This is a genomic window from Streptomyces sp. NPDC111516, assembly GCF_055635345.1.
In genome coordinates, this window is record NZ_JBVKBV010000003.1 from 432515 (window position 1) to 459337 (window position 26823).

At 70.0% G+C, this 26823-nt stretch carries 17 protein-coding genes, 4 tRNA genes, 1 other RNA gene and 2 pseudogenes; 16 read left to right on the plus strand and 8 right to left on the minus strand.

Annotation, left to right across the window (positions count from 1 at the left end):
• The first annotated feature begins 3 nt into the window (after positions 1 to 3).
• A complete protein-coding gene (locus ACZ7L9_RS09925) occupies positions 4 to 5100 on the plus strand; it encodes a hypothetical protein (protein ID WP_471414049.1) in 5097 nt (1698 codons plus the stop codon).
• On the opposite strand, the gene ACZ7L9_RS09930 is transcribed toward ACZ7L9_RS09925, so the two are convergent.
• Together ACZ7L9_RS09930 and ACZ7L9_RS09935 are read right to left on the minus strand one after the other, a co-directional pair.
• On the minus strand, positions 5021 to 5524 hold the full coding sequence (locus tag ACZ7L9_RS09930; protein ID WP_471414141.1) for a histidine phosphatase family protein: 504 nt from the start codon (positions 5522 to 5524) through the stop codon (positions 5021 to 5023). The genes ACZ7L9_RS09925 and ACZ7L9_RS09930 overlap by 80 nt on opposite strands.
• A gap of 10 nt (positions 5525 to 5534) precedes the next feature.
• A pseudogene (locus ACZ7L9_RS09935) lies at positions 5535 to 5885 on the minus strand (SDR family NAD(P)-dependent oxidoreductase); the annotation flags it as partial.
• A gap of 367 nt (positions 5886 to 6252) precedes the next feature.
• Here ACZ7L9_RS09935 and ACZ7L9_RS09940 point away from each other — a divergent pair.
• Together ACZ7L9_RS09940 and ACZ7L9_RS09945 are read left to right on the plus strand one after the other, a co-directional pair.
• On the plus strand, positions 6253 to 6432 hold the full coding sequence (locus ACZ7L9_RS09940) for a helix-turn-helix domain-containing protein (RefSeq protein ID WP_471414142.1): 180 nt from the start codon (positions 6253 to 6255) through the stop codon (positions 6430 to 6432).
• Positions 6433 to 6440: 8 nt separating this feature from the next.
• Positions 6441 to 7442 carry a tyrosine-type recombinase/integrase gene (locus ACZ7L9_RS09945; RefSeq protein WP_471414143.1) on the plus strand — a complete coding sequence of 334 codons (1002 nt, stop codon included), beginning with the start codon at positions 6441 to 6443 and terminating at the stop codon, positions 7440 to 7442.
• Between the two features lie 64 nt (positions 7443 to 7506).
• Here the strand turns inward: ACZ7L9_RS09945 and ACZ7L9_RS09950 are convergent.
• Positions 7507 to 7594 (minus strand) — tRNA-Ser (locus ACZ7L9_RS09950).
• 133 nt (positions 7595 to 7727) lie between these two features.
• Between ACZ7L9_RS09950 and ffs the strand changes: the two genes are divergently transcribed.
• The 6 genes from ffs (at position 7728) to ACZ7L9_RS09980 (ending at position 16418) form a co-directional block, all read left to right on the plus strand.
• An RNA gene (gene ffs / locus ACZ7L9_RS09955) (signal recognition particle sRNA small type) lies at positions 7728 to 7822 on the plus strand.
• A gap of 74 nt (positions 7823 to 7896) precedes the next feature.
• Positions 7897 to 10092: a DNA polymerase III subunit gamma and tau gene (locus ACZ7L9_RS09960; protein WP_471414050.1), complete on the plus strand. Its 2196-nt coding sequence runs from the start codon at positions 7897 to 7899 to the stop codon at positions 10090 to 10092.
• A gap of 116 nt (positions 10093 to 10208) precedes the next feature.
• On the plus strand, positions 10209 to 11459 hold the full coding sequence (gene purD / locus ACZ7L9_RS09965) for a phosphoribosylamine--glycine ligase (protein ID WP_471414052.1): 1251 nt from the start codon (positions 10209 to 10211) through the stop codon (positions 11457 to 11459).
• Positions 11460 to 11742: 283 nt separating this feature from the next.
• Positions 11743 to 13548, plus strand: coding sequence for a M48 family metalloprotease (locus tag ACZ7L9_RS09970; protein ID WP_471414053.1), 1806 nt, complete (start codon positions 11743 to 11745; stop codon positions 13546 to 13548).
• 372 nt (positions 13549 to 13920) lie between these two features.
• Positions 13921 to 15384 carry a N,N-dimethylformamidase beta subunit family domain-containing protein gene (locus ACZ7L9_RS09975; protein ID WP_471414054.1) on the plus strand — a complete coding sequence of 488 codons (1464 nt, stop codon included), beginning with the start codon at positions 13921 to 13923 and terminating at the stop codon, positions 15382 to 15384.
• 119 nt (positions 15385 to 15503) lie between these two features.
• A complete protein-coding gene (locus ACZ7L9_RS09980) occupies positions 15504 to 16418 on the plus strand; it encodes a phosphoribosylaminoimidazolesuccinocarboxamide synthase (protein ID WP_471414055.1) in 915 nt (304 codons plus the stop codon).
• Positions 16419 to 16673: 255 nt separating this feature from the next.
• On the opposite strand, the gene ACZ7L9_RS09985 is transcribed toward ACZ7L9_RS09980, so the two are convergent.
• From ACZ7L9_RS09985 to ACZ7L9_RS10005, 5 genes and pseudogenes are all read right to left on the minus strand, one after another.
• A tRNA-Gly gene (locus ACZ7L9_RS09985) sits at positions 16674 to 16746 on the minus strand.
• 22 nt (positions 16747 to 16768) lie between these two features.
• A pseudogene (locus ACZ7L9_RS09990) lies at positions 16769 to 17347 on the minus strand (response regulator transcription factor).
• A gap of 88 nt (positions 17348 to 17435) precedes the next feature.
• A tRNA-Gly gene (locus tag ACZ7L9_RS09995) sits at positions 17436 to 17508 on the minus strand.
• A gap of 98 nt (positions 17509 to 17606) precedes the next feature.
• Positions 17607 to 17678: transfer RNA gene (locus ACZ7L9_RS10000), tRNA-Gly, on the minus strand.
• Between the two features lie 198 nt (positions 17679 to 17876).
• Entirely contained in the window at positions 17877 to 18212 is a 336-nt protein-coding gene (locus ACZ7L9_RS10005) for a histone-like nucleoid-structuring protein Lsr2 (protein WP_471414056.1), read from the minus strand.
• Positions 18213 to 18605: 393 nt separating this feature from the next.
• Here ACZ7L9_RS10005 and purS point away from each other — a divergent pair, with 393 nt between their 5' ends.
• The 7 genes from purS (at position 18606) to purM (ending at position 26619) form a co-directional block, all read left to right on the plus strand.
• Positions 18606 to 18866, plus strand: coding sequence for a phosphoribosylformylglycinamidine synthase subunit PurS (gene purS, locus ACZ7L9_RS10010; RefSeq protein WP_037695153.1), 261 nt, complete (start codon positions 18606 to 18608; stop codon positions 18864 to 18866).
• Positions 18863 to 19543, plus strand: coding sequence for a phosphoribosylformylglycinamidine synthase subunit PurQ (gene purQ / locus ACZ7L9_RS10015; RefSeq protein WP_093894672.1), 681 nt, complete (start codon positions 18863 to 18865; stop codon positions 19541 to 19543). The genes purS and purQ overlap by 4 nt, the downstream gene beginning before the upstream one ends.
• Positions 19540 to 21789, plus strand: a complete 2250-nt coding sequence (gene purL, locus ACZ7L9_RS10020; protein WP_471414057.1) for a phosphoribosylformylglycinamidine synthase subunit PurL — start codon at positions 19540 to 19542, stop codon at positions 21787 to 21789. The genes purQ and purL overlap by 4 nt, the downstream gene beginning before the upstream one ends.
• Positions 21790 to 21984: 195 nt before the next feature.
• Entirely contained in the window at positions 21985 to 22623 is a 639-nt protein-coding gene (locus tag ACZ7L9_RS10025) for a TetR/AcrR family transcriptional regulator (protein WP_471414058.1), read from the plus strand.
• 158 nt (positions 22624 to 22781) lie between these two features.
• Entirely contained in the window at positions 22782 to 23582 is an 801-nt protein-coding gene (locus ACZ7L9_RS10030; protein WP_471414059.1) for a maleylpyruvate isomerase family mycothiol-dependent enzyme, read from the plus strand.
• Positions 23583 to 23965: 383 nt separating this feature from the next.
• A complete protein-coding gene (purF, locus tag ACZ7L9_RS10035; RefSeq protein WP_471414060.1) occupies positions 23966 to 25492 on the plus strand; it encodes an amidophosphoribosyltransferase in 1527 nt (508 codons plus the stop codon).
• A gap of 59 nt (positions 25493 to 25551) precedes the next feature.
• Positions 25552 to 26619: a phosphoribosylformylglycinamidine cyclo-ligase gene (gene purM, locus ACZ7L9_RS10040; protein ID WP_471414061.1), complete on the plus strand. Its 1068-nt coding sequence runs from the start codon at positions 25552 to 25554 to the stop codon at positions 26617 to 26619.
• Positions 26620 to 26823: the final 204 nt, after the last annotated feature.

Sequence of the window (26823 nt, forward strand, 5' to 3'; positions counted from 1 at the left end):
AAGATGACGGCCCTGGACTCCGTCTCGGCACGTGAGGGTGTCGTCGGCGCGCTGCTCGCCCTCGACGACATCCTGACGAAGCGCGAGGAATCCGCCCTGCGCACGTCCTACGGCGTTCTGCTCGAACGACTCCACGCCCAAGGCCTCCGGCCCCTGTACGAGGAAGCGGAGCGGAGGGGGCTGTACGGCGCAGCGCTGGGCATCCCGGACCGGTTCGTGACCGGCTCCGGCCGCACCAGTCTCGAACGACTGGTCGACATGGTTCTGGAACCAGAGGCCTGCGAGGGCCCGTACGCCAAGCTGGTCTCGCACCTCCAGGGCATCGAGGGCATGGAGGACGACCTCGTCCGCCTCTACGAGCGGGCCTGCGCACCCGACAGCGGCCCGTACGTCCCCGCACAGCGCACGTCCGAAGAAGGCACGTCCGGGGAGGCCGCCACTCCCAAGGGCCCGCCCGCCGAGTACCTGGATGTCACCGTCCTCCGCCCGGAGGCGGACCCGGACCTGCCGCCCACGGCCTGGGCGGCCCGCCTCGCCCTGGAGAGCAAGGCCGGTGACGCTGCTGCCGGTCACGACGACGCGGTCCGGGAGCTGGCCGGCATAACCAGGAAATGGCGGTCCGTCACCCCGGTCACCAACAGGGCCTCTGACGGAGGCTCCGAGCCCGTACGGAACTTGCTCCTCCAGCTGGGGCGCGACGAGGAACTCGCAGGGGACCCGAAGCCGAGACTGGCGGCCCAGGGCCTGCTGCCGCCGAGCCGCGTCGACGACACCACGGTGACCCTGCCCGCTGCCCTGCGGCTTCTTTCGCGGACACTCGCCGCCCCCGAACTGCCCCACCCCGCGCCCGGCATGTCGGCCGCCGGCGCGTACTCGTCGTCCCACCTCGGCGCGACGACGCAGTTCCAGCCCATGGAGCCCGGCGAGGCGTCCCTGCGCGCCGACGCTTGCGGCGGCACGCTCGTCCATCCCGGCCACGGCGGCTGGTTCCGTACCTCCGCCGGGGGCGGCACCCCGACCCTCGCGGTCGCGGACCCCGGCCTCACCCTGGCCGGCGCGGCCCGCGCGTACTGGGGCGCGACCTGGGACGCGTGGACGCAGAACTGGCACGAGAGCGCCCTGAAGGCCACCGGATGGAGTCTCTCGGACTGGTCGCTGGCGCAGCCCGACGGCCAGCCGCTACCCGACATCCGCACGGACCAGGTCGACAGCCTCGTGGCGGTCTTCCAGGACCCGGAGCGCAAGGTGGCCGTGCTGGGAGGACCGTCCGGCTCCGGGAAGAGCTGCATCGCCCGGTGCACGGCACGGTCGCTCGCCGAGGCCGGCCGGCGCGTGATCGTTCTCGTCCCCGACGATCGGGCGTTCCCGAGCGGCGACGTCCTCGCCGGAGTCGTACGGCACGCCCTTGGCAGTGTCGCACCCTGGGAACAGCCGGAGACCGGCTGCCCCGTCGTCATCCTCGACGGCATCCGGCCGATGGGCGAGACGGACGTCGACCGCATGCTGCCCGCCGTGTCGGCGGAGCTCGGCGTCAGCGTGCTCGCCTGCCTGGGGTACGACCTCAACTCGTTCCACGAATGGCAGGCGGCGAACCTCACTGTCGTCCCGTCCATCGTCCGCCCCGCCGGCCTCCTTGACCTGGCCGGGCGCGCCCGGGAGATCCACGGGGACAAGGTCGCCGCCAACCCCCGCTTCGTCGACGCCCTGGCGCGCCGCTTCCCCCACGACCTCGCCGGATTCGTCAAGGGACTGTGCGACTACCGCGGCGGGAACGACAGGCCCGAGCGCCTTGAGGAGGAGCTGCGGCAGAGGTTCACCGATGATGTGGGGGCCGACGCACAGGACCTGGCTGCCGTCGTCGCGGCCGTCTCCCTGCTCGGCGGGAACGTGAGCGTCCCCGAGCACGAGCGCCCCGACCTCTACAAGATCGGTGCGGCTCCCGACGGAGCCCCCGACCGGCTCCGCTTCCCCAGCCCCACCGACTGCCGCACGATCCTGGACGCCTACGCCGAGGCCGTCCACCCCGACGAGGCAACCCGGCCACGCCGCCACGACCTCATCGCCGACCTTGTCGCCAAGGAGTTCTTCCGCGACCTGGGCGACAACCGCAGCGGGTTGCTGCCCATGCTCCGCGGAGCGCGCCTGTACGACGAGCGCGTCTGCCGGAGCCTCGCGGAGCGCCTGCTGCGCCCCGACCACGAGGACGACTTCGCCAAGTGGCGGCGGAACGCGTCACCGGTCGGCATCGCGCTGGTGCTGCTCGCGATGGACTCCTCCCTCGGCGAGAAGGTGATCGGCAAGCTCCTCGAGACCCTCGTGAAGCGGCTGCCGCAGACCACCCCCTCGTCCGCGCGCTCCCTGCTGGCCGTGGTCCGCGCGATCCACCGGCACCGGCACCGCTTCGGCGACACCCAGTTCGACACCCTCGCCGACTGGATGGTGCAGCGGTTCGGAGAGCTCCTGGAGGACAGGCCGAGGCCCAACAACGGCCTGTACAGCGTGTTGGAGCAGTTCAGCCGCTTCCACCATGCGCGCTTCGACGAGGTCGTGGCCGAGCGCGGATCGGCGACCCTGATCCGCCTCAACCCCGACAAGGCCCTCGACTACCGCACGATCAGCCGGGTCGAACGCCTGGTGCGCCGCGCCGGTAACGACATCGGCGTGCCGGAGTACGCCTCCTGGGTCCAGAACGAAGCCGAGGTGCGCAAGCTCCTCGACCACGACCCCGATCCGGCTCGCGGGATCGCGTTGTACCTCTCGAACCTCGTCCTGCGGCTGCGCTACGACCCCGACTACGAGGACTGGGACACGGTCTTCGGCCGGCACGACGTGCGCGTCGGGATCCGGCAGGCGCTACGGCACACGGACGCGGTGGACCTGCGGTACGCGCTGGAGGAGGCCCGGGACTACCAGGTCGCCTTCGTCACCAGGATGCTCAACGACAGGGAGCTCAACAAGGGCGAGGGCTTCGGCGTCGCCATCCACAGGGCCCTGCGCACCGCGACCCCGACGGACGCGGCCCTGCTACTCCGGACGACCAGTGAGATCCACGATTACACCGCCCGCCACGCGCTGTACGGCGATGGTGCGGAGCGTCCCGACGCCGGTCTCGCTCGCGCCCTCGCCCAGCAGGTGAGGGGCCACCAGGACGCCAAGGGCGCCGGTCTGCTCCTGTCGGCGACGGCGCGCGTCGACGAACTGTTCCTGACCGAGAAGAAGGGCTTCGGCCAGTACCTCGCCGAGGAACTCGGCAAGGACTGGGTGAGCGCCCGGCTGGAGGAGGACCCGCGGATCTCCATCCAGTACCACCTGATCAAGGGGATCTGGGAGGCCAACGCCTCCTTCCGGGAGGAGTGCCTCGACCTGTTCGTGGACGTCGTCGCCAGGGCGCTGAACCGCTCGATGCGGCCCTGGGGCCCGCAGGCCGCCCTGCTCCTCGGGCAGGACGAGGAGTTCGGGGCGGCCTTCCTGGAGAAACTGGGCCGGCACGTGCCGGACAAGAAGCTCTTCGACGGGATGAAGGACGCGCCCGTTGCGGACGCCCGGCGCTACTTCCACCAGCTCGGCCGTGCCATGTACCAAGGACTGCCGAGCCAGTACGTCAACGAGCACGACGCGCCTGGCTTCATCGAGAAGATGGCCTCCGCCTCACCCTCGTCGGCGGCGCTGTGCGCGCGTGAGACAGCTCGGACCCTCGTCGACGGGGGCGTGCCGGCGGAGGACGCCGGACTGTGGGTGCTGCAGAAGGACGGCACCGAGACCACGGATTCAATAGGTCGGCGCTGGGGCGCGCAGATCGGTCGCGGAGCCAGTACGAACCAGGTGACCGAGGTGATCAACGTGCTGGCCGGGCTGAACGGCGACACCGCCGTGGCGACCCTCGACTACCTGAAAAGCAAGAAGGTTTCCCTTTCCCGGCGCAAGGACGGTCTGCTGCGGAACAAGGTGCGCCAGGCCGTGTACAACGATCCCGTCGAGGCAGCCCGGCTGCTGACGGCGGTGGAGCGGGTTTCCGCCGGTGCCGGTGCCGATCTGATGCGCGACCTGCAGGGTGAAGGGGGAGCCTGGAACGCCTTCACGAGCGAACTCGCCCACATCCAGCACCCCACCCAGCAGTACCAGGTCGTCCGTCAACTGGTGGCGCTCGGATTGCGGCCGGGAGGCGTGTACTCGAGCTGGGTGGACAAGCTCCGTACCCGGCATCAGGCGACGGTGATGCAGGTGACCAGCCCGGCCGCACTCAGCGACGTCCTGCGGATGGCCTTGATCTGGGACACGGACTGGGCTTGCCGGCTGGCCGCTGACATCCCTGTACAGCGGCTGGCCAGAAGACTCGGCTACGCACGGGTGAAGGACCTGATGCACACGCCCTCTCTGCTGTCGCTGCTAGCGACAGCGGAAGCCGACGAGCCTGTCCAGTGCTTGTTCGATGAACTGGAGCGTCTGCAGCCCGCATCACTTGTGAAGCGCCTCAACGCGCATTCCATCGATGTGCTGCTGGACGTCGCGCTCAGGGTGCGGCCAGACTTCGCCCATCGCCTGGTACCTGCCGTGGCCGAGGCAATTGGCAGGCAGATGCAACGTGACGTAGTTCTCGACGAGGCGGAGCACTGGAACGAGATAGGTTGGATGACGCGCTCCTTGCACATGATGAACAAGGCGGAGCTACTCTCCCGCCAGGTACCAAAACGTAGGCCGAACTCGTCGTACCGGTATGCCGCCGCCTGGGGCGCGATGTGGTTTCCTCGCCAGAAATGGACTCAGGAGATCCTCGGTGATGTGGCCGACCACATCATGAAGCCTTCGATCTCCGGCTCTCATTCGGTCTTCGTTGCCTTCGCCTACGCATCGGCCGAAGGGCGTACCAGCGAGCTGCGGTCCCCGGACGGATCCTGGCCCGACCTCGATGGGTGCAGTTCCCGGGCACTTGCTGCTCTCCAGTTGATGTCTGAGCGGGATCTGGATCTGCGCGCCGCGCTGCTTTCCCATCGGAATACGCTCGTGGCGCAGCTGGACAGGCCTACGTCGCGGACCGACAGCTACATGAGCTCGGCACGTGCGTGGTTCGTCCCCCACCGCGACTCCGCTCGGCAGGCGTGAGAAACGAGTGGCTATGTTCACCAGAACGGGTTCTGGTGAACATAGCCACGGCGCAGTGGCGGGCTCGGGTGTGGAGGTCGGTGAGGCTTTCGCCGTCTTCACAGCGTAGGGACGGGTTGGCGAGGCGTCGGGCTCGCCAGGCTCGGTAGGCGGGCGGGTAGGTCTCGGCGGTGCGGCCGAGGACGATGCTCGGGGCTCGCCATTCGGCGAGAAGGCCGGAGACGGCGACGATCGGCAGGCCCGTGAGGTTCGAGACGAGGGTGGCGGTCTGACGGGCACGGGGGATCGGGCTGGTGACGATCGCAGTGATGCCCTTGGGGAGGAGAAGGGAGCGGCGTACCTGGTCGCGGCCCTCCTGCGTGAGGGTGGCTTCGTGCGGGGCACGATAGCCGGGGCGGTGGCCTTCGTAGGCGCCGTGGCGCATGAGCCAGATGTCAGCCAAGGATCCAGCCTCCGTCGACGCGCAGGGTCTGGCCGGTGATGAAGCCGGCGCCGTCGGTGGCGAGGAAGGCGACGGCCGCGGCGACGTCTTCCGGGCGGCCCCGGCGCTGGACGCACTGCCGGGAGAGCTGCCGGGCGGTCAGGGCTTCCGGGTCGTCGACGACGGTGTCTTCGGTGGGGACGCGGATGGAGCCGGGGGCGACGCAGTTCGCGGTGATGCCGGCGGGGCCGAGTTCGCGGGCGAGGGCGCGGGTGAGTCCTTCGAGGCCGGACTTGGCGCTGATGTAGCCGGCGAGGTCGTGGCGGCCCGCGGTGGCGAGGACCGAGCCGATGGCCACCGTCCTCACACAGCAGGCCCGCGAGCGGCTGCTCGCCCGTCTGGGGAAAAGAGGGAAGACGCTGCGTCATGTGCGTCATGCGGGCCGGAAAACGGCCCCTGAGCTGCGGCCACAGCCATGACGCACACGGCGGTCTCTGCGTCATCCGATGACGCACCTCATGACGCTGCGATGACGCACGCCCTAGCTGCTGCGTCAAGCGAAACCGCAGGTCAGAAGCCTGAATGACGCTGATGACGCAATGACGCAGAAATCCACACCTCGGACACACAGGCGCATCCGCTACCTCTGCAAGGCCCCCAAGCCCGCTCCTTCGGTCCCAGGGAGATCTCCGCATGGACACGGCCCCGTCGACACGTTCGACAACACCCTCGTGCTGCTCACCGTGGAGGAGGCTGCCCGCCGCCTCCGGATCGGCCGCACCGTCTGCTACCGGCTCATCGGCACGGGAGAGCTGGAGTCCGTCCCCATCGGCCGGCTCCGCCTAGTGCCCGCCGTTGCCATCCCCGAGTACGTAAACCGGTTGCGCGCCGCCAACAAGCCCGCCGCCTGAAAGGACCCCTGGTGGAAGAGAAGAAGCGCACCCGCCGGGCCAACGGCGAATCGGCCATCTACTACGGCAAAGACGACCGTTGGCACGCCCGGGTGCCCATGGGCTACAAGGACGTTCTACCGCCGCATGCAGAAGAACGGCAGCAAGGCCATACCGCTCACCAGGCACACCGCACCGCCCGCACCGCCCTCGGTGAGGCGGTGCGGCGCGGCCACGCCACGAAGAACGCCGCCGCGCTGGCCAAGCCGCCGCGGATGGAAGAGGAAGAAACGGAGGTTGAGCCCTACTCCGTGGAGGAGGTGCAGCGCCTCCTGATCGAAGTGAACAAGCGCCGGAACAGCGCCCGCTGGATGCTGGCACTGGCGCTGGGACTCCGACAGGGCGAGACGCTCGGACTCCGGTGGGCCGATGTGGACCTGGACAACGAGTACCTGAAGCTGCGTCGGAACCGGCTGCGGCCCAAGTATGAACACGGGTGCACGGACACCTCGTCGTGTGGCCGGAAGGCCGGCTACTGCCCTGACCGCCTCCAGGTACGGCGTGAGACGAAGAACACCAAGTCCCGTGCCGGGCGTCGCGCCGTACCCCTGCCGGGCCTGCTAGTCCTGATGTTGCGCTCACACAAAGAGGCTCAGGTCCGGGAGCGCGAGTCCGCCGGGAACCTGTGGACCGAATCGGACTACGTCTTCACCAAGCTCACCGGCGGACCGCTGAGTCCGAATACGGAGTACCACGACTGGAAGCGACTCCTGGATGACGCGGCGGTCCGGGATGGCCGGCTGCATGATGCCCGGCACACCGCCGGAACGGTTCTCATGCTGCTGGGCGTGCCGGACCGGGTCATCGACCAGATCATGGGATGGGAACCGGGCGGGGCCGCCCGTATGCGGGCGCGGTACCTCCACGTCCCCGACCATCTGTTGAAGGAGGTGGCCCGAAAGATCGGCGCCGCGATCTGGGGAGCCCCGGAAACAGCTCCTGTGGACAAAAACCAGGACAACGAGGGCTGAGGCAACGTCGAAGGGCCCCACCGCAAGCGGTGGGGCCCTTCGACGTATTGCCCGGTGAGAGCAATGGCGGAGGATACGAGATTCGAACTCGTGAGGGGTTGCCCCCAACACGCTTTCCAAGCGTGCGCCCTAGGCCACTAGGCGAATCCTCCGCGGCAAACAATACAAGACGTTGAGGAGTGCTCGCGAACCCGTTCCCGTCGGGCGTCCGCTTCGGCTCGTCCGGGGTGGTTCGGGAGGGTGGGGGAGTGGACCGACGGGGGTGGGGATCGGCTAAGGTGGGCATCAGCCCCTCACGTGGCGCTATCTGACTGAACTCCCCCAGGGCCGGAAGGCAGCAAGGGTAGGTCGGCTCTGGCGGGTGCGTGGGGGGCCCTTGTGTTTCCTGGGGTGCGGGGCGGCGCTCCGTCCGGACCGGGGCCGGTTGTCGGTCCGCCCGGATAACCTCGTATGTGTGTCGTCCCTTGCGCTGTACCGCCGCTATCGCCCCGAGTCGTTCGCCGAGGTCATTGGGCAGGAGCATGTCACTGACCCGCTGCAGCAGGCCCTGCGGAACAACCGGGTCAATCACGCGTACCTGTTCAGCGGTCCGCGCGGCTGCGGCAAGACGACCAGTGCGCGCATCCTGGCCCGTTGTCTGAACTGCGAGCAGGGGCCGACGCCCACGCCGTGCGGGGAGTGCCGGTCCTGCCGGGACCTCGCGCGCAACGGGCCGGGATCGATCGATGTGATCGAGATCGACGCCGCATCGCACGGTGGCGTGGACGACGCCCGTGATCTGCGGGAGAAGGCGTTCTTCGGGCCCGCGTCGAGTCGTTACAAGATCTACATCATCGACGAGGCGCACATGGTCACTTCGGCGGGGTTCAACGCCCTGCTGAAGGTGGTCGAGGAGCCGCCGGAGCACCTCAAGTTCATCTTCGCGACCACCGAGCCCGAGAAGGTCATCGGCACGATCCGGTCGCGTACGCACCACTACCCGTTCCGCCTGGTTCCGCCGGGCACGCTGCGCGACTACCTCGCAGAGGTCTGTGCCAAGGAGAACAGCCCCGTGGAGGACGGCGTGCTGCCGCTCGTCGTGCGGGCCGGGGCCGGGTCCGTGCGTGACTCGATGTCGGTGATGGACCAGCTGCTGGCCAGTGCGGGCGACGACGGTGTGACATACGCCATGGCGACCTCGCTGCTCGGTTATACGGACGGCTCGCTGCTCGACTCCATCGTGGACGCCTTCGCGGCGGGCGACGGGGCCGCGGCGTTCGAGGTCGTGGACCGCGTGATCGAGGGCGGCAACGACCCGCGCCGCTTCGTCGCCGACCTCCTGGAGCGGCTGCGTGACCTGGTGATCCTCGCCGCCGTACCGGATGCCGGCGAGAAGGGCCTGATCGACGCACCCGCCGATGTCGTCGAGCGGATGCAGGCCCAGGCGTCCGTCTTCGGTGCCGCCGAGCTGAGCCGCGCCGCCGACCTGGTCAACGAGGGGCTGACGGAGATGCGGGGGGCGACCTCGCCGCGCCTGCAGGTCGAGCTGATCTGCGCCCGGGTGCTGCTGCCCGCGGCCTTCGACGACGAGCGCTCACTGCAGGCCCGGCTCGACAGGCTGGAGCGCGGCGCGTCCTTCGCGACCACGGGGCCGGGGCCCGCCATGGGGTACGTACCGGGGCCGGAGGCCCTGGCCCATGCCCCCGTCCCCGTCGCACCGACCGTGCAGCCCGGCGCCGGACCCGCTGCCGCGCGCGCGGCGGTACGGGGGGAGACGCCCGCCCCCGCGGCACCGTCCGCACCCGCCGCGCCCCCAGCACCCGCGCAGCCCGTGCCGACTGCCGCGCCTGCCGCGCCTGCCGCTCCGCAGCCGCCCGCCGAGGCCCCGGCCGCGGCTTCCGCGGGCGGGACGCGTCCCGGTGCCTGGCCCACCGCCGCCGCGCCGGATTCCGGACGCCGCCCCGGTGGCTGGCCGACCGCTTCCGCCCCCGGCCAGTCGCCGGTCCCGCAGGCCGCGCAGGCCCCCGCCCCGGTACAGGCCCCGCCCGCGGCGCCGGGGCCCGCCGCCGCGTCCTCGGGGCCCGGAATGACGCAGGGCGCCGGCCAGGTACGGAACATGTGGCCGGACATCCTGGAGGCCGTGAAGAACCGCCGCCGGTTCACCTGGATCCTGCTCAGTCAGAATGCCCAGGTCACCGGCTTCGACGGCGCCACCCTCCAGATCGGCTTCCTGAACGCGGGCGCGCGCGACAATTTCGCGAGCAGCGGCAGCGAGGACGTGCTGAAGCAGGCCCTCGCCGAGCGGTTCAACGCCCAGTGGAAGATCGAGGCGATCGTCGATCCGTCGGGCGGCGCGGGCACCCCCCCGCAGACCGGTGGCGGCCGCCCCTCCGCCGCCGCCCCTCCGCCGCCGCAGCGTCCGGCCCCCGCGCCCCAGCAGAATTACGAACCCCGGCCCGCCCCCACCCCGCACCAGCAGCCGAGCGCCGCACCCGCCGCCGAGCCCGTACCGCAGTCGTACTCCGCGCCGGAGCCCCCGCGATCGGTCGCTCCCGAGGACGACATCCCGGAGGCCGACGACCCGGACCTCGTCGACTCGGCGCTCTCCGGGCACGACCTCATCGTCCGCGAGCTGGGCGCCACGGTCGTGGAGGAGTTCACCAACGAGTAGCAACGAATGGCCGGTGCGTTCCGGGCTGCCCGGGTCGCCCGGCCGGTGTGCCCGGAAGTGTCCACGGAGCGGCCGTCCGTCAAGGCCGCCGCGCCCCGGCGGCTAGGCTGCACCCCGTGAAGGTCCTCGTCATCGGCGGCGGCGCCCGCGAACACGCCCTGTGCCGCTCTCTCTCCCTCGACCCCGACGTCACCGCTCTGTACTGCGCTCCCGGCAACGCCGGTATCGCGGAGGTGGCCGAACTGCACCCGGTCGACGCACTCGACGGCGGCGCCGTCGCGCGCCTCGCCACCGACCTGGGCGCCGAACTGGTGGTCGTCGGCCCGGAGGCGCCGCTCGTCGCCGGGGTCGCCGACGCCGTGCGTGCCGCGGGCATCCCCTGTTTCGGCCCCTCCGGTGAGGCGGCCCAGCTGGAGGGCTCCAAGGCATTCGCCAAGGACGTGATGGCCGGGGCCGGCGTCCCGACCGCCCGCAGCTACGTCTGCACCACCCCCGCCGAGATCGACGCCGCCCTTGATGCCTTCGGCGCCCCGTACGTCGTCAAGGACGACGGTCTCGCCGCGGGCAAGGGCGTCGTCGTCACCGACGACGTCGAGGCGGCCCGCGCCCACGCGCTGGCCTGCGACCGCGTGGTCATCGAGGAGTTCCTCGACGGCCCCGAGGTCAGCCTCTTCGCGATCACGGACGGCACCACCGTGCTGCCGCTCCAGCCCGCGCAGGACTTCAAGCGCGCCCTGGACGACGACGAGGGCCCCAACACCGGTGGCATGGGTGCGTACTCCCCGCTCCCGTGGGCCGACCCCGAGCTGGTCGACGAGGTCATGCAGTCGGTGCTCCAGCCGACCGTCGACGAGCTCCGCCGCCGCGGCACCCCGTTCTCCGGGCTGCTGTACGCGGGCCTCGCGATCACGTCGCGCGGTGTCCGGGTGATCGAGTTCAACGCCCGTTTCGGTGACCCCGAGACCCAGGTGGTCCTGGCCCGCCTGAAGACCCCGCTGGCCGGTGTCCTGCTGGGCTCCGCCAACGGTTCCCTCGACGAGCTGCCCCCGCTCACGTGGCGCACCGAGGCCGCCGTCACCGTGGTCATCGCCTCGCACAACTACCCGGGTACGCCGCGGACGGGCGACCCGGTCGAAGGGCTCGACGACGTGGCGGCGCAGGATGCCCCGCATGCGTACGTCCTGCATGCCGGGACCAGGCTGGACGGCGACACGATCGTCAGCGCGGGCGGCCGGGTGCTGTCCGTGACCGCGACCGGCAAGGACCTCGCCGCCGCCCGCGAGCGGGCCTACACAGCGGTGTCCCGGATCCGGCTCGACGGCTCGCAGTTCCGTACGGACATTGCCCGGAAGGCCGCAGAAGCCTGAGACCGGACGATCCGGGCACGGCCGCGGAAGCCTGAGCCGGACACCACGCCCAAGCCCACTGACGCGCCGCTGCCCCAAGGACAGCGGCGCGTCAGCACCTTTACCCAAAGCCATTCCATCGAGTGACGGCTGAGCTATCCGGATGACGCCTGCCGAGGCCCCAACTAGGGTGCGGCGCAAGCATTCCGGCACTTGGCCCACTGGCATTGCGATGTCAGTGACGGGTGCCACAGTGGGGGAGTGAACAACACCGCCGCGGGGGCAGAGGGGGTGACGTCCGGCCGTGTCCGGTACCGGTACAAGTGAGGAGCTGGGTGCGCAGAGTGCGCGCGCCCGAGCTCTCGCTGTGCTGCGCATCCGCAGCAGAGCGACAGCGGCGGCCATCCTGCCCGCGGCGGCCGCCGTCGTGCTGCTCGTCGCCGGCGCCCAGGGCCTTGCCGTCGGCAGCGGCTGGGACACGGCGCGCTGGGCCGTGACGGCCTGCGCGGTCCTCGTGCTTCTGCTCGCCGCGGCGGTCGCGCTGGCGGTCGTACGGGCGAGGCCGGCGGTCAGCCCGACCGTTCCGCTCGCCGAGGAAGCCGCCCCCGATCTCTACCGCCTGGTCAGGGACCTCGCTGACCGGCTCGGGGTCCCCCCGCCCTCGGCCATAGCCCTTACGCCCGACTGCGACAGCTGGCTGGAGGACCGTACGCACCCCGCGGCGCAGCCCGCGGCCGGCCCCGGAGCGGATCGCGGGGCGGATCCAGCGGCACGTCCGGCGGGCCGGACCCGTCGCCGGGTCCAGGCGGCTCCGGTACTGGTCATCGGTTCGCCGTTCCTGTGGTGGATGCGGGTCGCGGAGCTACGGGCGGTGCTCGCCCCGGTCGTCGCGGGCACGGGCCCCTCCGCGCATCCCGACATAGCCGCCGCGCGCCGTTTCGTACGAGGGCTGGACGGAGTGGTTGCCGACGCCGCCGTGCCCGTTCCCGGGCCGCTGTCCGGGGTGCGCGGGGTGCCGCGCGTCTTCGTCGGCCGGATCGCCCGGCTGCTGCTGCGCAGTTGTCGCGGTCATGCCGCGGAGATGGAGCGGGGCGTCGCCGCCGCCGCGTCGGTTCGGGCACAGGCTGTGGATTACGGTCTGCGGATCGTCGCCCAGGAGCAGGTCGGCCTCGCCTACGCGGGCTGGGACCGGCTGCTCACCCGGGTCGCGCTGCCTGCCTGGCAGATGGGCCGCTGGCCGTCCCGGCTGGACGCGGGCGTCGTATCCGCGCTCACCGAGCTCTCCCGGCGCGACCGGCTCGCCGGCGGATTCACCTCGCGCCTCGGCGAACGTCCCGCCTGTGACCTCCTGGAGGAGCCGGGCGCGGCCGACGAGGCGGCGTCGCTGCTGGCGGCCCGGCTCTTCCACGGCGGCCCGGCGGAATCCGGTCCCGACTGGTCGCCCGTCGACTGGCAGCAGTATCCGGAAGAGGTCGTCGACCGGAAGTGGCGCACCGAGGCCGCACGCCTGCACCGAGTCCTCGACTCCATGGGCACCGCGCCCGCATCGGCCGCCGAAAGTCGCGGCCCGGGCCCCGATTCCGGCCCTCCTGCATTCCCCACGGAGATCGGCGCCACCGCCATCGACGCCGGAGTGCCCACGCTGGCGCGTGTCGTCGAGCATCTGACAGGCCGGAGCGGGAGCGGCGAGGAGCTCGCGGCCGGGATCAGCGCCGCGATGGCCCGCGAGGATGCCGCTGCCCAACGGCCCCCGGCCGGCGACACATCGGGCCCGGCGGCCGTCCGCGGCGGTGCTCACGCGGGCGGGGACGCACTGGACATCTGGGGCCTCGGCCCCCTCCCGATCTTCCCCCTCCAGCCGCCCCGTACGGGCACAGAGCTGCTCGCCGACCATGTCGCGGCGATGGTCTGCTGCGCCGCTGTCGACACGGCGGGTGCCGCCCCCGGACTCGACTGGCTCGACGGTCCAGCGCTGCTGGTCGAGGGCGAGCGCCGGGCGGATCTGGGCGTCTGTGTCCTCAGCCTGGTCGAGGACGGAGACGCGGGACCGCTGCGTTCCTGGCTCGCGTCGGTCGGCGTACGGACCGACAAACCCGTCCGTCTCGTCTGAACCACGGGCCTCGCCAACAGGCTCGAGAGCGGAGCCGGACTCCCCGACGGATGCGACGACAGAACCGGACGCGACAACAGAGCCGGACCACAGCGGGCCCACCCCTCGCAGGGGCAACGCCGCCGGGGCCATCGCACCCTCAATACCTGGAAGGGCAGGTTCCGTTCACGTCAATTCGCGACGAACGGTGACGGAGTGCGTGCGTTATGTGATGTGCTGGGGATTGACGCTGACAGTCGGCGCATCACTGTTGGCGCACCGATGGCGCACGGCCGGAGTCGGTCACCGGTGACATCGCCGTCGACCGTCACCGATGACGATCAGCCGGTGTCTCACTGCTGTTGTCCGGGGGACCCGAGGGAGGGAAGCGATATGGGGGCGGAGCAGATTCGTCGATGGGAGTCGGGTGCTCTCGCGCATGCCGTCTCCGATCCCTTCGGCCAGGGTCCCCTCCCCTGGCTGCGTGGCAGTGAGAACTACTTCGACGACACCGGACATGTCGTTCCCTGGTACGTGGACCCCACGCTGGCCCGCGGCTCGACCGACGGTGGTACGCGTACGGCCGACGACGTGCACCGTCAGATCAAGGGCTTCATCTCCACGGGCGCCGCGGCCCCGGGCGAGGCGATCGACTTCCACGTCACGGTCGACCCGCCCCAGCAGTTCTCCGTGGACATCTACCGCATCGGTCACTACGGGGGCGATGGCGCCGCCAAGATCACCACAAGCCCCCGGCTCTCCGGCATCGTCCAGCCCGCCCCGCTCACCGCCGACCGCACGGTCTCCTGCCACAACTGGTGGCAGTCCTGGCGGCTGCAGATCCCCGCCTACTGGTCGATCGGCGCGTACGTCGCCGTGCTCACCACGGTCGACGGATACCGCTCCCACATCCCGTTCACGGTGCGCGACGACCACCCGGCCGATCTGCTGCTCGTCCTGCCGGACATCACCTGGCAGGCGTACAACCTCTACCCGGAGGACGGCCGCACCGGCGCCAGCCTCTACCACGCCTGGGACGAGCAGGGCCGCCTCCTGGGCGAGGAGGACGCGGCGGTCACCGTCTCCTTCGACCGCCCGTACGCGGGCGCCGGCCTGCCGCTCCACGTCGGTCATGCCTACGACTTCATCCGCTGGGCCGAGCGCTACGGCTACGACATCGCGTACGCCGACACCCGCGATCTGCATGCGGGCCGGATCGACCCGGGCCGCTACCGGGGCCTGGTCTTCCCCGGCCACGACGAGTACTGGTCGGTGCCCATGCGCCGTGCCGCCGAACTCGCCCGCGACGGCGGCACCTCGCTCGTCTTCCTCTCTGCCAACACCATGTACTGGCAGGTCAGCCTCTCCCCGTCGCCGTCCGGCGTCCCGGACCGGCTGCTCACCTGCCGCAAACGACGCGGCCCGGGAAAGCCCGCGCTCTGGCGCGAGATCGACCGCCCCGAGCAGCAGCTCCTCGGCATCCAGTACGCAGGCCGGGTCCCCGATCCGCACCCACTGGTCGTACGGAACGCCGAGCACTGGCTGTGGGACGCGACGGGCGCCGGCGAGGGCGACGAGATCGACGGCCTGGTCGCGGGCGAGGCCGACCGCTACTTCCCGCGCACCGCACTCCCCGAGCATGAGAACCGCATCCTGCTCGCCCACTCGCCGTACCGGGACAGCGAAGGAGTCAAGCGCCACCAGGAGACGTCCCTGTACCGGGCACCGTCCGGCGCGCTCGTCTTCGCCTCCGGCACCTTCGCCTGGTCCCCGGCGCTGGACCGCCCCGGCCATGTGGACCCCCGCATTCAGCAGGCCACCGCCAATCTCCTCGACCGCATCTGCAAACGCAGCTGAAACATCGCCGGGGCCCGCCAACGGCACTCGGCGATGCCACGCACGCCCCCGCTCCACCCCACCGCACCCCGATACGGGAGAATCGGTACGACTCCTGGATCAACCTACGCGGAGGCAGCGTGTCCGGATTTGTAGAAAAGCCCGAGCCAGTGCAGGTCCCGGGGCTCACCCACCTCCACACCGGCAAGGTGCGCGACCTGTACCGGAACGAGGCAGGCGACCTCGTCATGGTCGCCAGCGACCGCATGTCCGCGTACGACTGGGTCCTGCCCACCGAGATCCCGGACAAGGGCCGCGTCCTCACCCAGCTCTCCCTGTGGTGGTTCGACCAGCTCGCCGATCTCGTGCCGAACCACGTCCTGTCCACGGAGCTCCCCGCCGGAGCCCCCGCGGACTGGGCCGGCCGCACCCTGATCTGCAAGTCGCTGCGGATGGTCCCGGTCGAGTGCGTCGCCCGCGGCTACCTCACCGGCTCCGGCCTCGCCGAGTACAACGAGTCCCGCACCGTCTGCGGCCTCGCGCTGCCCGAGGGCCTCGTCGACGGCTCCGAACTCCCGGCGCCGATCTTCACCCCCGCCACCAAGGCGGCCGTCGGAGACCACGACGAGAACGTGAGCTACGAGGAGGTGGCCCGCCAGGTCGGCGAGGAGACCGCCGACCGGCTGCGCCGCAGCACGCTGGACGTGTACAGCAGGGCCCGTGACATCGCGCGCGAGCGCGGGATCATTCTCGCCGACACGAAGTTCGAGTTCGGTTTCGCCCCCACGGCCGACGGCGGCGAGGAGCTGATCATCGCGGACGAGGTGCTGACCCCGGATTCCTCGCGCTTCTGGCCGGCCGCCACCTGGGAGCCGGGCAGGGCCCAGCCCAGTTACGACAAGCAGTTCGTGCGCGACTGGCTGACCTCACCGGCCTCCGGCTGGGACCGCCGAAGCGAGCAGCCGCCCCCGGCGCTGCCCCAGGAGATCGTGGACGCCACCCGGGCGAAGTACCTGGAGGCGTACGAACACCTCACCGGCACGCCCTGGCAGTAAGAGGAGCTCACAAAATGGGCGCCCGGCTCGCGACGCCTGGCACGCACGCTCGCTGCGTTGCCGAAATGTCCTAGTAGCTCCTTCCCCAAGCTCTTGAAGAGCAGGGGAGACCCCATCCGAGGACCTTCCGGCGCCTTGCGATCGCACGCACCAGACGCCGCGAGCCGATCGGACTCCCATTTTGTGAGCTCCTCCAAGCGACTCAGAAAACGAAGAAGCCCCCGGCCGAAAGGTCGGGGGCTTCTTGCTGAACCGAGCGGACGACCAGGTTCGAACTGGCGACCTCAACCTTGGCAAGGTTGCGCTCTACCAACTGAGCTACGTCCGCAAGCGCCGAAGCGCGAGAACCACTATACCCATCCGCGCTCGCGTGCGAGACACACCGCCGCATGTCGGTTCTCCGCCCCGAGCTTCGAGGCGGCCGCCGAGAGGCAGTTCCGTACGGTTCCCTGCGACAGTGACGCCCGCTCCGTGATCTCCGCGACCGGCGCCCCGTCGGCCGCCGGCTCCAGCGCCTCGGCCTCGCGCGCGGTCAGCGGCGAGTCCCTGGCGGAGATCGCCTCGGCCGCCAACTCCGGGTCCACGTAACGGTTTCCGGCGTGCACGGTACGGATGATCCCGGCCGGCCGCCGGGCGCTGACGGTCTTCGGTACGAAGGCCCGCACGCCCGCCGCCCGTGCCCGTTACAGATGGCCCGGCCGGCCATGACTCGTCACGATCACCGTCCGGCAGCCGGGCAGTTCGGCCCGCAGAGGTGTGGCGACACTCACACCGTCGGCGCCCGGCATCTCCAGATAGAGGACCGCCACATCGGGCTGATGGGCCCGACTCATGGCCGGCGCCGCCGGGCCGGTCGCCGCCTCCGCGACCACCACGCCGAGCAGGGCGAGGAGTTCACCGCGCGCCAACCGGAAGGAGACGCCGGCCACGGCCTCGAACCCACCGGCGTAGCTCCGCTGCAAATACGACGAAGGCCCTGGTCGAAATCGACCAGGGCCTTCGAATAATCCGATCAAGAGCGGACGACGAGATTCGAACTCGCGACCCTCACCTTGGCAAGGTGATGCTCTACCAACTGAGCCACGTCCGCATTGCTGCCGCCTATTGTACTCCCGGTAAGAAGATCCATCGGGCGGTGCGAGCACTACTCTACCCGATTCACCGTAGTGGTCGATAAGAGCGATGCAGAGCGGGTGACAGGAATTGCACACTGCGCCTTCCCCCTGGAAGGGGGATGTTCTGCTACTGAACTACACCCGCACGCTGTGTGAGGTTCGGCTTTGCGGCCTTGCCCCTCGGCGTGCTCCAGACTTTAGCCGAACTGCGGGGGTGTAGCGCAAGTCGGCGGCCGCGCGGTGCCGTCGAGGGGTGCGCGGGAGCGCCCGAAGATCGCTCCCGCGCCCGGTCATGACGACCAGTCCGGGCACCCTGCCGGGACGACCCGTCCGGAGCCGGGCCTCAACTGGCTTCGCTGAACGCCTCGTAGACCTTCTTGGGGATCCGGCCGCGGGCCGGCACCTCCATCCCGTGGGAGCGGGCCCAGGCACGCACCGCCGCCGGGTCGGGTGCGAGCGAGGTGTGCCGGTACGAGGTGGGAGTCCTGCCGCGCCTACGGGCATTTGTCTGCTTTCGGCCCGCCGTGATGTACGGCGCCAGAATCTTGCGCAGTTTCTTGGCGTTGGACTGGCTGAGGTCGATCTCGTACGACTTCCCGTCCAGGGAGAAGGTGACCGTTTCCGTCGCTGCTCCCCCGTCGATGTCGTCGAAGAGGGTGACCACTACGCGCTGAGCCACGGATATCGGTCCTTTCCTACGGCATCGGCGCGTCTGGCATGCGCTGATGCCGGCCTTCCGGCTGTCAGGAGGATGTGGGCGGATGTGAGCCGACCGGCGTCGACTGATTAGGGGCAATTCTGCATTCCCCGGTAATCATTTGTACAGCGGTGGGTGCTGCATTGTGAAGCCCATCCAATTAACTCCGCGTGTCAGCCTTCTATGTGTGTCATCGGTGAGGATTTTTTTTTGCAGGACTTTCCCCATGTGTTGTCACGCCGATATCCGGGCGTGAACGACGGTTCTCCATGTCTACCCGCGTAGAAATTCCGGCCAGGTAGGCTGAGGGGACCTGCGGGGGTCTGGGGAGCCCCCCGGAGAAACAGCCGCACCACACCACCACCGGGAGTGCCAGTGGCACGCGTCGTAGTCGACGTCATGCTCAAGCCCGAGATCCTCGACCCGCAGGGACAGGCGGTGCAGCGTGCACTGCCCCGTCTCGGCTTCGAGGGAATCGCGGACGTACGTCAGGGAAAGCGTTTCGAGCTCGAGGTCGAGGGGCCGGTCGACGACGCCGCCCTCGGTCGTATTCACGAGATGGCCGAGACTTTCCTCGCCAACACCGTCATCGAGGACTTCACCGTGAAGGTGGAGAAGGCCGAGGAGTCGAAGTGACTGCTCGTATCGGAGTCGTCACCTTTCCCGGCACGCTCGACGACAAGGACAGCCTGAGGGCCGTACGGGTCGCGGGCGCCGAACCCGTATCGCTGTGGCACCGCGACAAGGACCTGCACCAGGTCGACGCGGTCATCCTGGCGGGCGGATTCTCCTACGGCGACTATCTGCGGGCCGGAGCCATCTCCCGCTTCTCGCCGGTCATGGAGACGATCATCGAGAACGCGCGGGCGGGGATGCCGGTCCTCGGTATCTGCAACGGCTTCCAGATCCTGACCGAGGCACATCTGCTGCCCGGCGCGATGCTGCAGAACAACCACCTGCACTTCATCTGCCGCGACCAGAAGCTGCGCGTCGAGAACGCGGAGACGGCCTGGACGTCGGACTACTCCGCGGGCCAGGAGATCTCCGTACCGCTCAAGAACATGGACGGGCGTTACGTCGCCGACGAGCGCGTGCTCGACGAGCTGGAGGCGGAGGGCCGGGTCGCCTTCCGCTACCTGGACGTGAACCCCAACGGTTCGCTGCGCGACATCGCCGGCATCACCAACGCCGCGGGCAATGTCGTCGGTCTGATGCCGCACCCGGAGCACGCCGTCGAGCCGCTGATCGGCACCGGCCGCACCGACGGTCTCGGTTTCTTCACCTCGATCATCAAGAAGCTGGTCAACGCATGAGCCTGGATACGGTCAAGCACGCGGCCGAGACCCCGGACGTCGCGCAGCCCTGGAAGGAGCTCGGCCTCAAGGAGGACGAGTACGCCCGGATCCGCGAGATCCTGGGCCGCCGTCCCACCGGCGCCGAGCTCGCCATGTACTCCGTGATGTGGTCCGAGCACTGCTCGTACAAGAGCAGCAAGGTCCACCTCAAGCAGTTCGGCGAGAAGGTCCCCGCCAACGACGCGATGCTCGTCGGCATCGGTGAGAACGCCGGTGTGGTCGATGTCGGTCAGGGTTACGCGGTCACCTTCAAGGTCGAGTCGCACAACCACCCCTCGTACATCGAGCCCTACCAGGGCGCGGCGACCGGCGTCGGCGGCATCGTCCGCGACATCCTCGCCATGGGTGCCCGCCCGGTCGCGGTCGTCGACCCGCTGCGCTTCGGTGCGGCCGACCACCCCGACACCAAGCGCGTCCTGCCGGGTGTCGTCGCGGGCATCGGCGGCTACGGCAACTGCCTGGGCCTGCCGAACATCGGCGGCGAGGTCGTCTTCGACGCCTGCTACCAGGGCAACCCGCTGGTCAACGCCGGCTGCATCGGCGTGATGAAGCACGAGGACATCCACCTGGCCAAGGCCTCCGGCCCCGGCAACAAGGTGATCCTGTACGGCGCCCGCACCGGCGGCGACGGCATCGGCGGCGTCTCGGTGCTGGCCTCGGAGACCTTCGAGTCGACCGGCCCGGCGAAGCGTCCGGCCGTCCAGGTCGGTGACCCGTTCCAGGAGAAGCTCCTCATCGAGTGCACCCTGGAGATCTTCAAGGAGAAGCTGGTCGCGGGCATCCAGGACCTCGGCGGGGCGGGCCTGTCCTGCGCCACCTCCGAGCTGGCCTCCGCCGGATCCGGCGGTATGCGCGTCGAGCTGGACACCGTGCCGCTGCGCGACTCCTCCCTCTCGCCCGAGGAGATCCTCATGAGCGAGTCGCAGGAGCGCATGTGCGCGATCGTCGAGCCGCAGCACGTCGAGCGGTTCATGGAGATCTGCGAGAAGTGGGACGTCATCGCCACCGTCATCGGTGAGGTGACCGAGGGCTCCCAGCTGGAGATCTTCTGGCACGGCGAGCAGATCGTCGACGTACCGCCGAGGTCCGTCGCCCACGAGGGGCCGACGTACCACCGCCCCTTCGCCCGCCCCTCCTGGCAGGACGCGCTGCAGGCCGACGACGCCGGCAAGCTGGCCCGCCCGGCGAACGGCGCCGAGCTGCGCGAGCAGGTCCTCCGGCTGGTCGCCTCGCCGAACCAGGCGTCGAAGTCCTGGATCACGGACCAGTACGACCGGTTCGTGCAGGGCAACACCGTGCTCGCGATGCCCGAGGACGCCGGCATGGTCCGGATCGACGAGAAGTCGAACCTGGGCGTGGCCATGGCAACCGACGGCAACGGCCGGTACGCCAAGCTCGACCCGTACACCGGTGCGCAGCTCGCGCTGGCGGAGTCGTACCGCAATGTCGCCGCCTCCGGCGCCAAGCCGCTCGCGATCTCGGACTGCCTGAACTTCGGTTCGCCCGAGGACCCGGACGTCATGTGGCAGTTCGCCGAGGCCACCCGCGGTCTCGCGGACGGCTGTCTGGAACTGGGCACCCCCGTGACCGGCGGCAATGTGTCGCTGTACAACCAGACCGGTGAGACGGCGATCCACCCGACGCCGGTCGTGGCCGTGCTCGGTGTGATCGACGATGTCACCCGGCGTACGCCGGTCGCCTTCGCGGAAGAGGGGCAGCTCCTCTACCTGCTGGGCGACACGCGTGAGGAGTTCGGCGGCTCGGCATGGTCCGAGGTCGTCCACGGCCACCTGGGCGGCATGCCGCCCAAGGTCGACCTGGGCCGCGAGAAGCTGCTCGGCGAGATCCTGATCTCGGCCTCCCGCGACGGCATGATCGACGCGGCGCACGACCTCTCCGACGGCGGCCTGATCCAGGCCGTCACCGAGTCCTGCCTGCGCGGCGGGAGGGGTGCCCGGCTGGTCGTGCCGGACGGTCTGGACGCGTTCACCCTCCTCTTCTCCGAGTCGGCGGGGCGCGCGGTGGTCTCCGTGCCGCGCAGCGAGGAGCTCCGGTTCAACGACATGTGCGGGGCGCGGGGGCTGCCCGTCACCCGCATCGGTGTCGTGGACGGCGAGGAGATCGAGATCCAGGGCGAGTTCAGCATTCCGCTGAGCGAGCTGCGCACGGCGCACGAGGAGACCATTCCGGCTCTGCTCGCCTGACACATCGCCGCTGTGGAGGACGGCCCCGCCCGGTTCATGTTCCCCGGGCGGGGCCGTCCTGTGCCTTCGCCGGTACGGGAGATACGCGGGCGTACGGGGAGGAATCGGACCCGGGCCGCCATTGCTCCGAGCTTTGAAAATGTAGTTGGTCAATAAATGATCTGAGATCAATCTTCATCCTGGTACAGTGAGGCCATGACTGAGGGGATGAGTCTGCGCGAGCGCAAGAAGCTCCAGACGCGACACCGTCTGCTGACCGTCGCCACGGAGCTCTTCGCGGAGCGCGGCTTCGACAAGGTCTCGGTCGCCGAGATCGCCGAAGCGGCCGAGGTGTCGAAGATGACCGTCTTCAACTACTTCGCGACCAAGGAAGACCTCGTCCTCGCTCCCATGGAGGAGCACGTCGGCGATGTCGCGCGGGTGGTCCGGGACCGGGCAACCCGTGAGTCCGCGGTGGCCGCGGTGCGGCGTCAGTTCCTGGCCGCCGTCGAGGCCCGTGACCCCTCGGCCGGGATGAGCGACGCGCCGGTGGTACTCGGGCTGTGCCGGCTGATCCAGGAGACCCCGGCGCTGCTCATCCGGGCCCACGCCTTCTCGATGCGCTCCTTCGACCTGCTCGCCGACGTCCTGGTGAAGGAGGGGGAGGAGCCGCCCATCGCCCGGATCGCGGCCGCCCAGCTGATCGCCACCCGCAACTCCCTCATCGGCGTGAACCAACTGCGGCTGCTGGCGGGGGAGCGGGCGGACGCGGTCGCGCCGGATGCCGTCGCGCTCGCCGAGCGTGGCTTCGAGCTCCTGGACAAGGGGCTCGGCGAGTTCGCCGCCCGGCGCTGATCCCCCGGCGGGCCGGCCGCGCTCAGGGTGTGTCCGTCCGGGCCCCGACCGGCCACAGGCCCTGTACTGCCCGATCTGCCGGGCACCCTACGGGCCTCGCCCACCATTGTCAGCGGCGTCGCGGCCAATCGTGGGCGAGGTCGTTAGGCTCCTGGACCATGCCGCCGTCCCAGAAACGAGCCCGCCGCTACGACCCGGTCAGGACCCGAGCCGCGGTCCTGGCGCAGTTCGCCCATGTCCGGGAGGCCGTCCGCACGCTGACGCCCGAACAGCTTGCGTTGCCGACCCGGCTCGGCGACTGGACCGTGCGCGAACTGGCCGTACACCTGACCATGGGGCTCTTGCACGTCACCCGGAGCCTGGAGCTGCCCGAACCCGCCGCGCCGAAGCCCGAGCTGACGCTCCTCGAATGGCCGTTCTCGACCGCGGACCGGGCCGCGCGCATCGCCGACGACACCAGGGCGCTCGCCGCGGACCGGCCGGATCTGGACGCGCTGTACGGGGAAGTCGCCGCGCGGTTCGAGGAGCTGGTGCCCGGCGACCCCGGGAGCCGGCTGCTGCCGACCCGGGTCGGCACGATGCGACTGGCCGACTTCCTGGTCACCCGTACCGTCGAACTCGTCGTGCACACCGACGATCTGAACGAGGCGGCCGGCCTCGGCATCCCGTACGACCGGCAGGCCCTCGCCGTATGCACCCGGCTGCTCGCCGACGCCCTCGCGGAGAAGGCACCGGGCGGCTCGGTCGAGGTGCGCGTACCGCCGTTCGCCGTCGTCCAGTGTGTCCAGGGCCCCAAGCACACCCGGGGTACGCCGCCCAATGTCGTCGAGACCGATCCGCTGACCTGGATCCGGCTCGCCACCGGGCGTACGGAGTGGGCGTCGGCGCTCGACGCGGCGAAGGTCGGCGCCAGCGGCGAGCGCGCCGATCTCGCCACTCTGCTGCCCCTGATGGGCTGAGTACGGTCGCCCGTCCACGGCCCTCCGAGAAGCCGCATACCGGGCTCCCCGGTGTGAGGCTCACCACGAAACGGGCGTTCGGCCGGACTCCGCGTCGAGGTGCCGATCGGTTCACCGAGCGCCACCACCGGGCCCCGGCGGCCGCCGCGCCCCGAGTGGCCGGAACCAATCGGTAACCGGCCGCTGGTCAGGGCGCCGACCGCCCTGTGGCCGTTCCGCACCCCGTGCCGTACCTCGTCCCGTACCTCACCGCACCCCGGACGCGATCACTCCCAGTGATCATCCGAAGCCGCCCCCGAACCACCCCTGGGAGTGCTTCCCCGGTGCTCGGGCCCGGTATCCCGAATTCGGACCAGTGGTCGATCTCGCCTACACTCGGTGGCGTGCCCCGTGGTGATGGACGACTCAACCACGACCTGCTCCCCGGAGAGAAAGGCCCCCAGGACGCTTGCGGCGTCTTCGGTGTCTGGGCTCCGGGCGAAGAGGTCGCCAAGCTCACCTATTTCGGCCTGTATGCCCTGCAGCACCGTGGACAGGAGTCCGCGGGTATCGCAGTGAGCAACGGGTCCCAGATCCTGGTATTCAAGGACATGGGACTGGTCTCGCAGGTCTTCGACGAAACGTCTCTGGGATCTCTCCAGGGCCATATCGCGGTCGGTCATGCCCGCTACTCCACCACCGGTGCCTCGGTGTGGGAGAACGCGCAGCCGACGTTCCGTGCGACCGCGCACGGCTCGATCGCCCTGGGCCACAACGGCAACCTGGTCAATACGGCCCAGCTCGCCGGGATGGTCGCCGACCTGCCCCGCCAGGACGGACGCGCCACCCAGGTCGCCGCGACGAACGACACCGATCTGGTGACCGCGCTGCTCGCCGGCCAGACCGACGACGACGGCAAGCCGCTCACCATCGAGGAGGCCGCCGCCAAGGTGCTTCCCGATGTGAAGGGCGCCTTCTCGCTCGTCTTCATGGACGAGCACACCCTCTACGCCGCCCGTGATCCGCAGGGCATCCGCCCGCTGGTTCTCGGCCGGCTGGAGCGCGGCTGGGTGGTGGCCTCCGAGTCCGCCGCCCTCGACATCTGCGGTGCCAGCTTCGTCCGCGAGATCGAGCCGGGCGAACTCGTCGCCATCGACGAGAACGGCCTGCGCACCTCGCGCTTCGCGGAAGCGAAGCCCAAGGGATGTGTCTTCGAGTACGTCTACCTGGCCCGCCCCGACACCGACATCGCCGGGCGCAATGTCTACCTCTCCCGGGTGGAGATGGGCCGCAAGCTGGCCGCCGAGGCTCCCGTCGAGGCCGATCTGGTCATAGCGACACCGGAATCCGGCACCCCCGCTGCCATTGGATACGCGGAGGCCAGTGGCATCCCGTTCGGCGCCGGACTGGTGAAGAACGCCTACGTCGGCCGGACCTTCATCCAGCCGTCCCAAACCATCCGCCAGCTGGGCATCCGGCTGAAGCTGAACCCGCTCAAGGAAGTCATCAAGGGCAAGCGCCTGGTGGTCGTCGACGACTCGATCGTCCGCGGCAACACCCAGCGCGCGCTGGTCCGGATGCTCCGCGAGGCCGGCGCCGCCGAGATCCACATCCGGATCTCGTCCCCGCCGGTGAAGTGGCCCTGCTTCTTCGGGATCGACTTCGCGACCCGCGCCGAGCTGATCGCCAACGGCATGACGGTCGACGAGATCTGCACGTCGATGGGTGCCGACTCGCTCGCGTACATCTCGCTCGACGCGATGATCGAGGCGACGACGATCGCCAAGCCGAACCTGTGCCGCGCCTGCTTCGACGGTGAGTACCCGATGGAGCTGCCGGACCCGGAGCTGCTCGGCAAGCAGCTGCTGGAGACCGAGCTGGCGGCAGGCCCCGCGGCGACCGCGGCGGCCGACGCACTGCGTCGTCCGTGACGGTCCAGCCGTACCCCCTGGCCACCAGCCCCGTATTTCCACACGAAAGATCCCAGGCAATGTCTGAGACAACAGGTGCTTCCTACGCGGCAGCGGGCGTCGACATCGAGGCCGGCGACCGTGCCGTCGAGCTGATGAAGGAGTGGGTGAAGAAGACGCGCCGTCCCGAGGTCCTCGGCGGCCTCGGCGGTTTCGCCGGACTCTTCGACGCCTCGGCCCTCAAGCGTTACGAACGTCCGCTGCTCGCCTCCGCCACCGACGGCGTCGGCACGAAGGTCGACCTCGCCCGGAAGATGGGCGTGTACGACACGATCGGCCACGACCTCGTCGGCATGGTCGTCGACGACCTGGTCGTCTGCGGGGCCGAGCCGCTCTTCATGACCGACTACATCTGCGTCGGCAAGGTGCACCCCGAGCGTGTCGCGGCCATCGTGAAGGGCATCGCCGAAGGCTGTGTCCTCGCGGGCTGCGCCCTCGTCGGCGGCGAGACCGCCGAGCACCCGGGCCTCCTCGGTCCGGACGACTTCGATGTCGCGGGCGCCGGTACGGGCGTGGTCGAGGCCGACCACCTGCTCGGCCCGGAACGTATCCGTAAGGGTGACGCGGTGATCGCCATGGCGTCGTCCGGTCTTCACTCCAACGGGTACTCGCTCGTCCGGCACGTGGTCTTCGACCGGGCCGGCTGGGCGCTGGACCGCGAGGTCGAGGAGTTCGGTCGGACGCTCGGCGAGGAGCTCCTGGAGCCCACCAAGATCTACTCGCTGGACTGCCTGGCCCTGACCCGCACGACCGAGGTGCACGGCCTCAGCCATGTCACCGGCGGCGGCCTGGCCAACAACCTGGCCCGGGTCATCCCGGACAGGCTGCACGCCCGGGTCGACCGTTCCACCTGGACGCCCGGCGCGGTCTTCGACCTGGTCGGCAAGGCCGGTCAGGTCGAGCAGCTGGAGCTGGAGAAGACGCTCAACATGGGCGTCGGCATGATCGCGATCGTTCCGGCCGAGTCCGTGGACGTGGCATTGACGACGCTGGCCGACCGCGGGGTCGACTCCTGGGTCGCGGGCGAGATCACGGAGCGCGGGACACACACCTCGGGCGCGGAGCTCGTGGGCGGGTACGCGCGATAGGCACGGGGCCACCGGGGACGCCCGGTGGCCGCTGCGTAATCTCCGTACCCGAGAGATGTCCTCATGTCCTCAATCGCCGACCGGCCCGGGTTCAGCCGCTCGGCATGCGACGGAACCCCGTTCCGGCCCGTGGTCGGAGCGGACCGGAGCAGCCCGGATCTGCCGGATCGCAGCAGCACGGAAGAACCGGAGCGGGGTAGCACA

Excerpts from the sequence above, each read along its gene's own strand:
- ACZ7L9_RS09925 (WP_471414049.1), top strand. The coding sequence starts at position 4 with ATGACGGCCCTGGACTCCGTCTCGGCACGTGAGGGTGTCGTCGGCGCG.
- ACZ7L9_RS09930 (WP_471414141.1), bottom strand. The coding sequence starts at position 5,524 with ATGCGCCACGGCGCCTACGAAGGCCACCGCCCCGGCTATCGTGCCCCG.
- ACZ7L9_RS09975 (WP_471414054.1), top strand. The coding sequence starts at position 13,921 with ATGGGGGCGGAGCAGATTCGTCGATGGGAGTCGGGTGCTCTCGCGCAT.
- purL (WP_471414057.1), top strand. The coding sequence starts at position 19,540 with ATGAGCCTGGATACGGTCAAGCACGCGGCCGAGACCCCGGACGTCGCG.
- ACZ7L9_RS10025 (WP_471414058.1), top strand. The coding sequence starts at position 21,985 with ATGACTGAGGGGATGAGTCTGCGCGAGCGCAAGAAGCTCCAGACGCGA.
- ACZ7L9_RS10030 (WP_471414059.1), top strand. The coding sequence starts at position 22,782 with ATGCCGCCGTCCCAGAAACGAGCCCGCCGCTACGACCCGGTCAGGACC.
- purM (WP_471414061.1), top strand. The coding sequence starts at position 25,552 with ATGTCTGAGACAACAGGTGCTTCCTACGCGGCAGCGGGCGTCGACATC.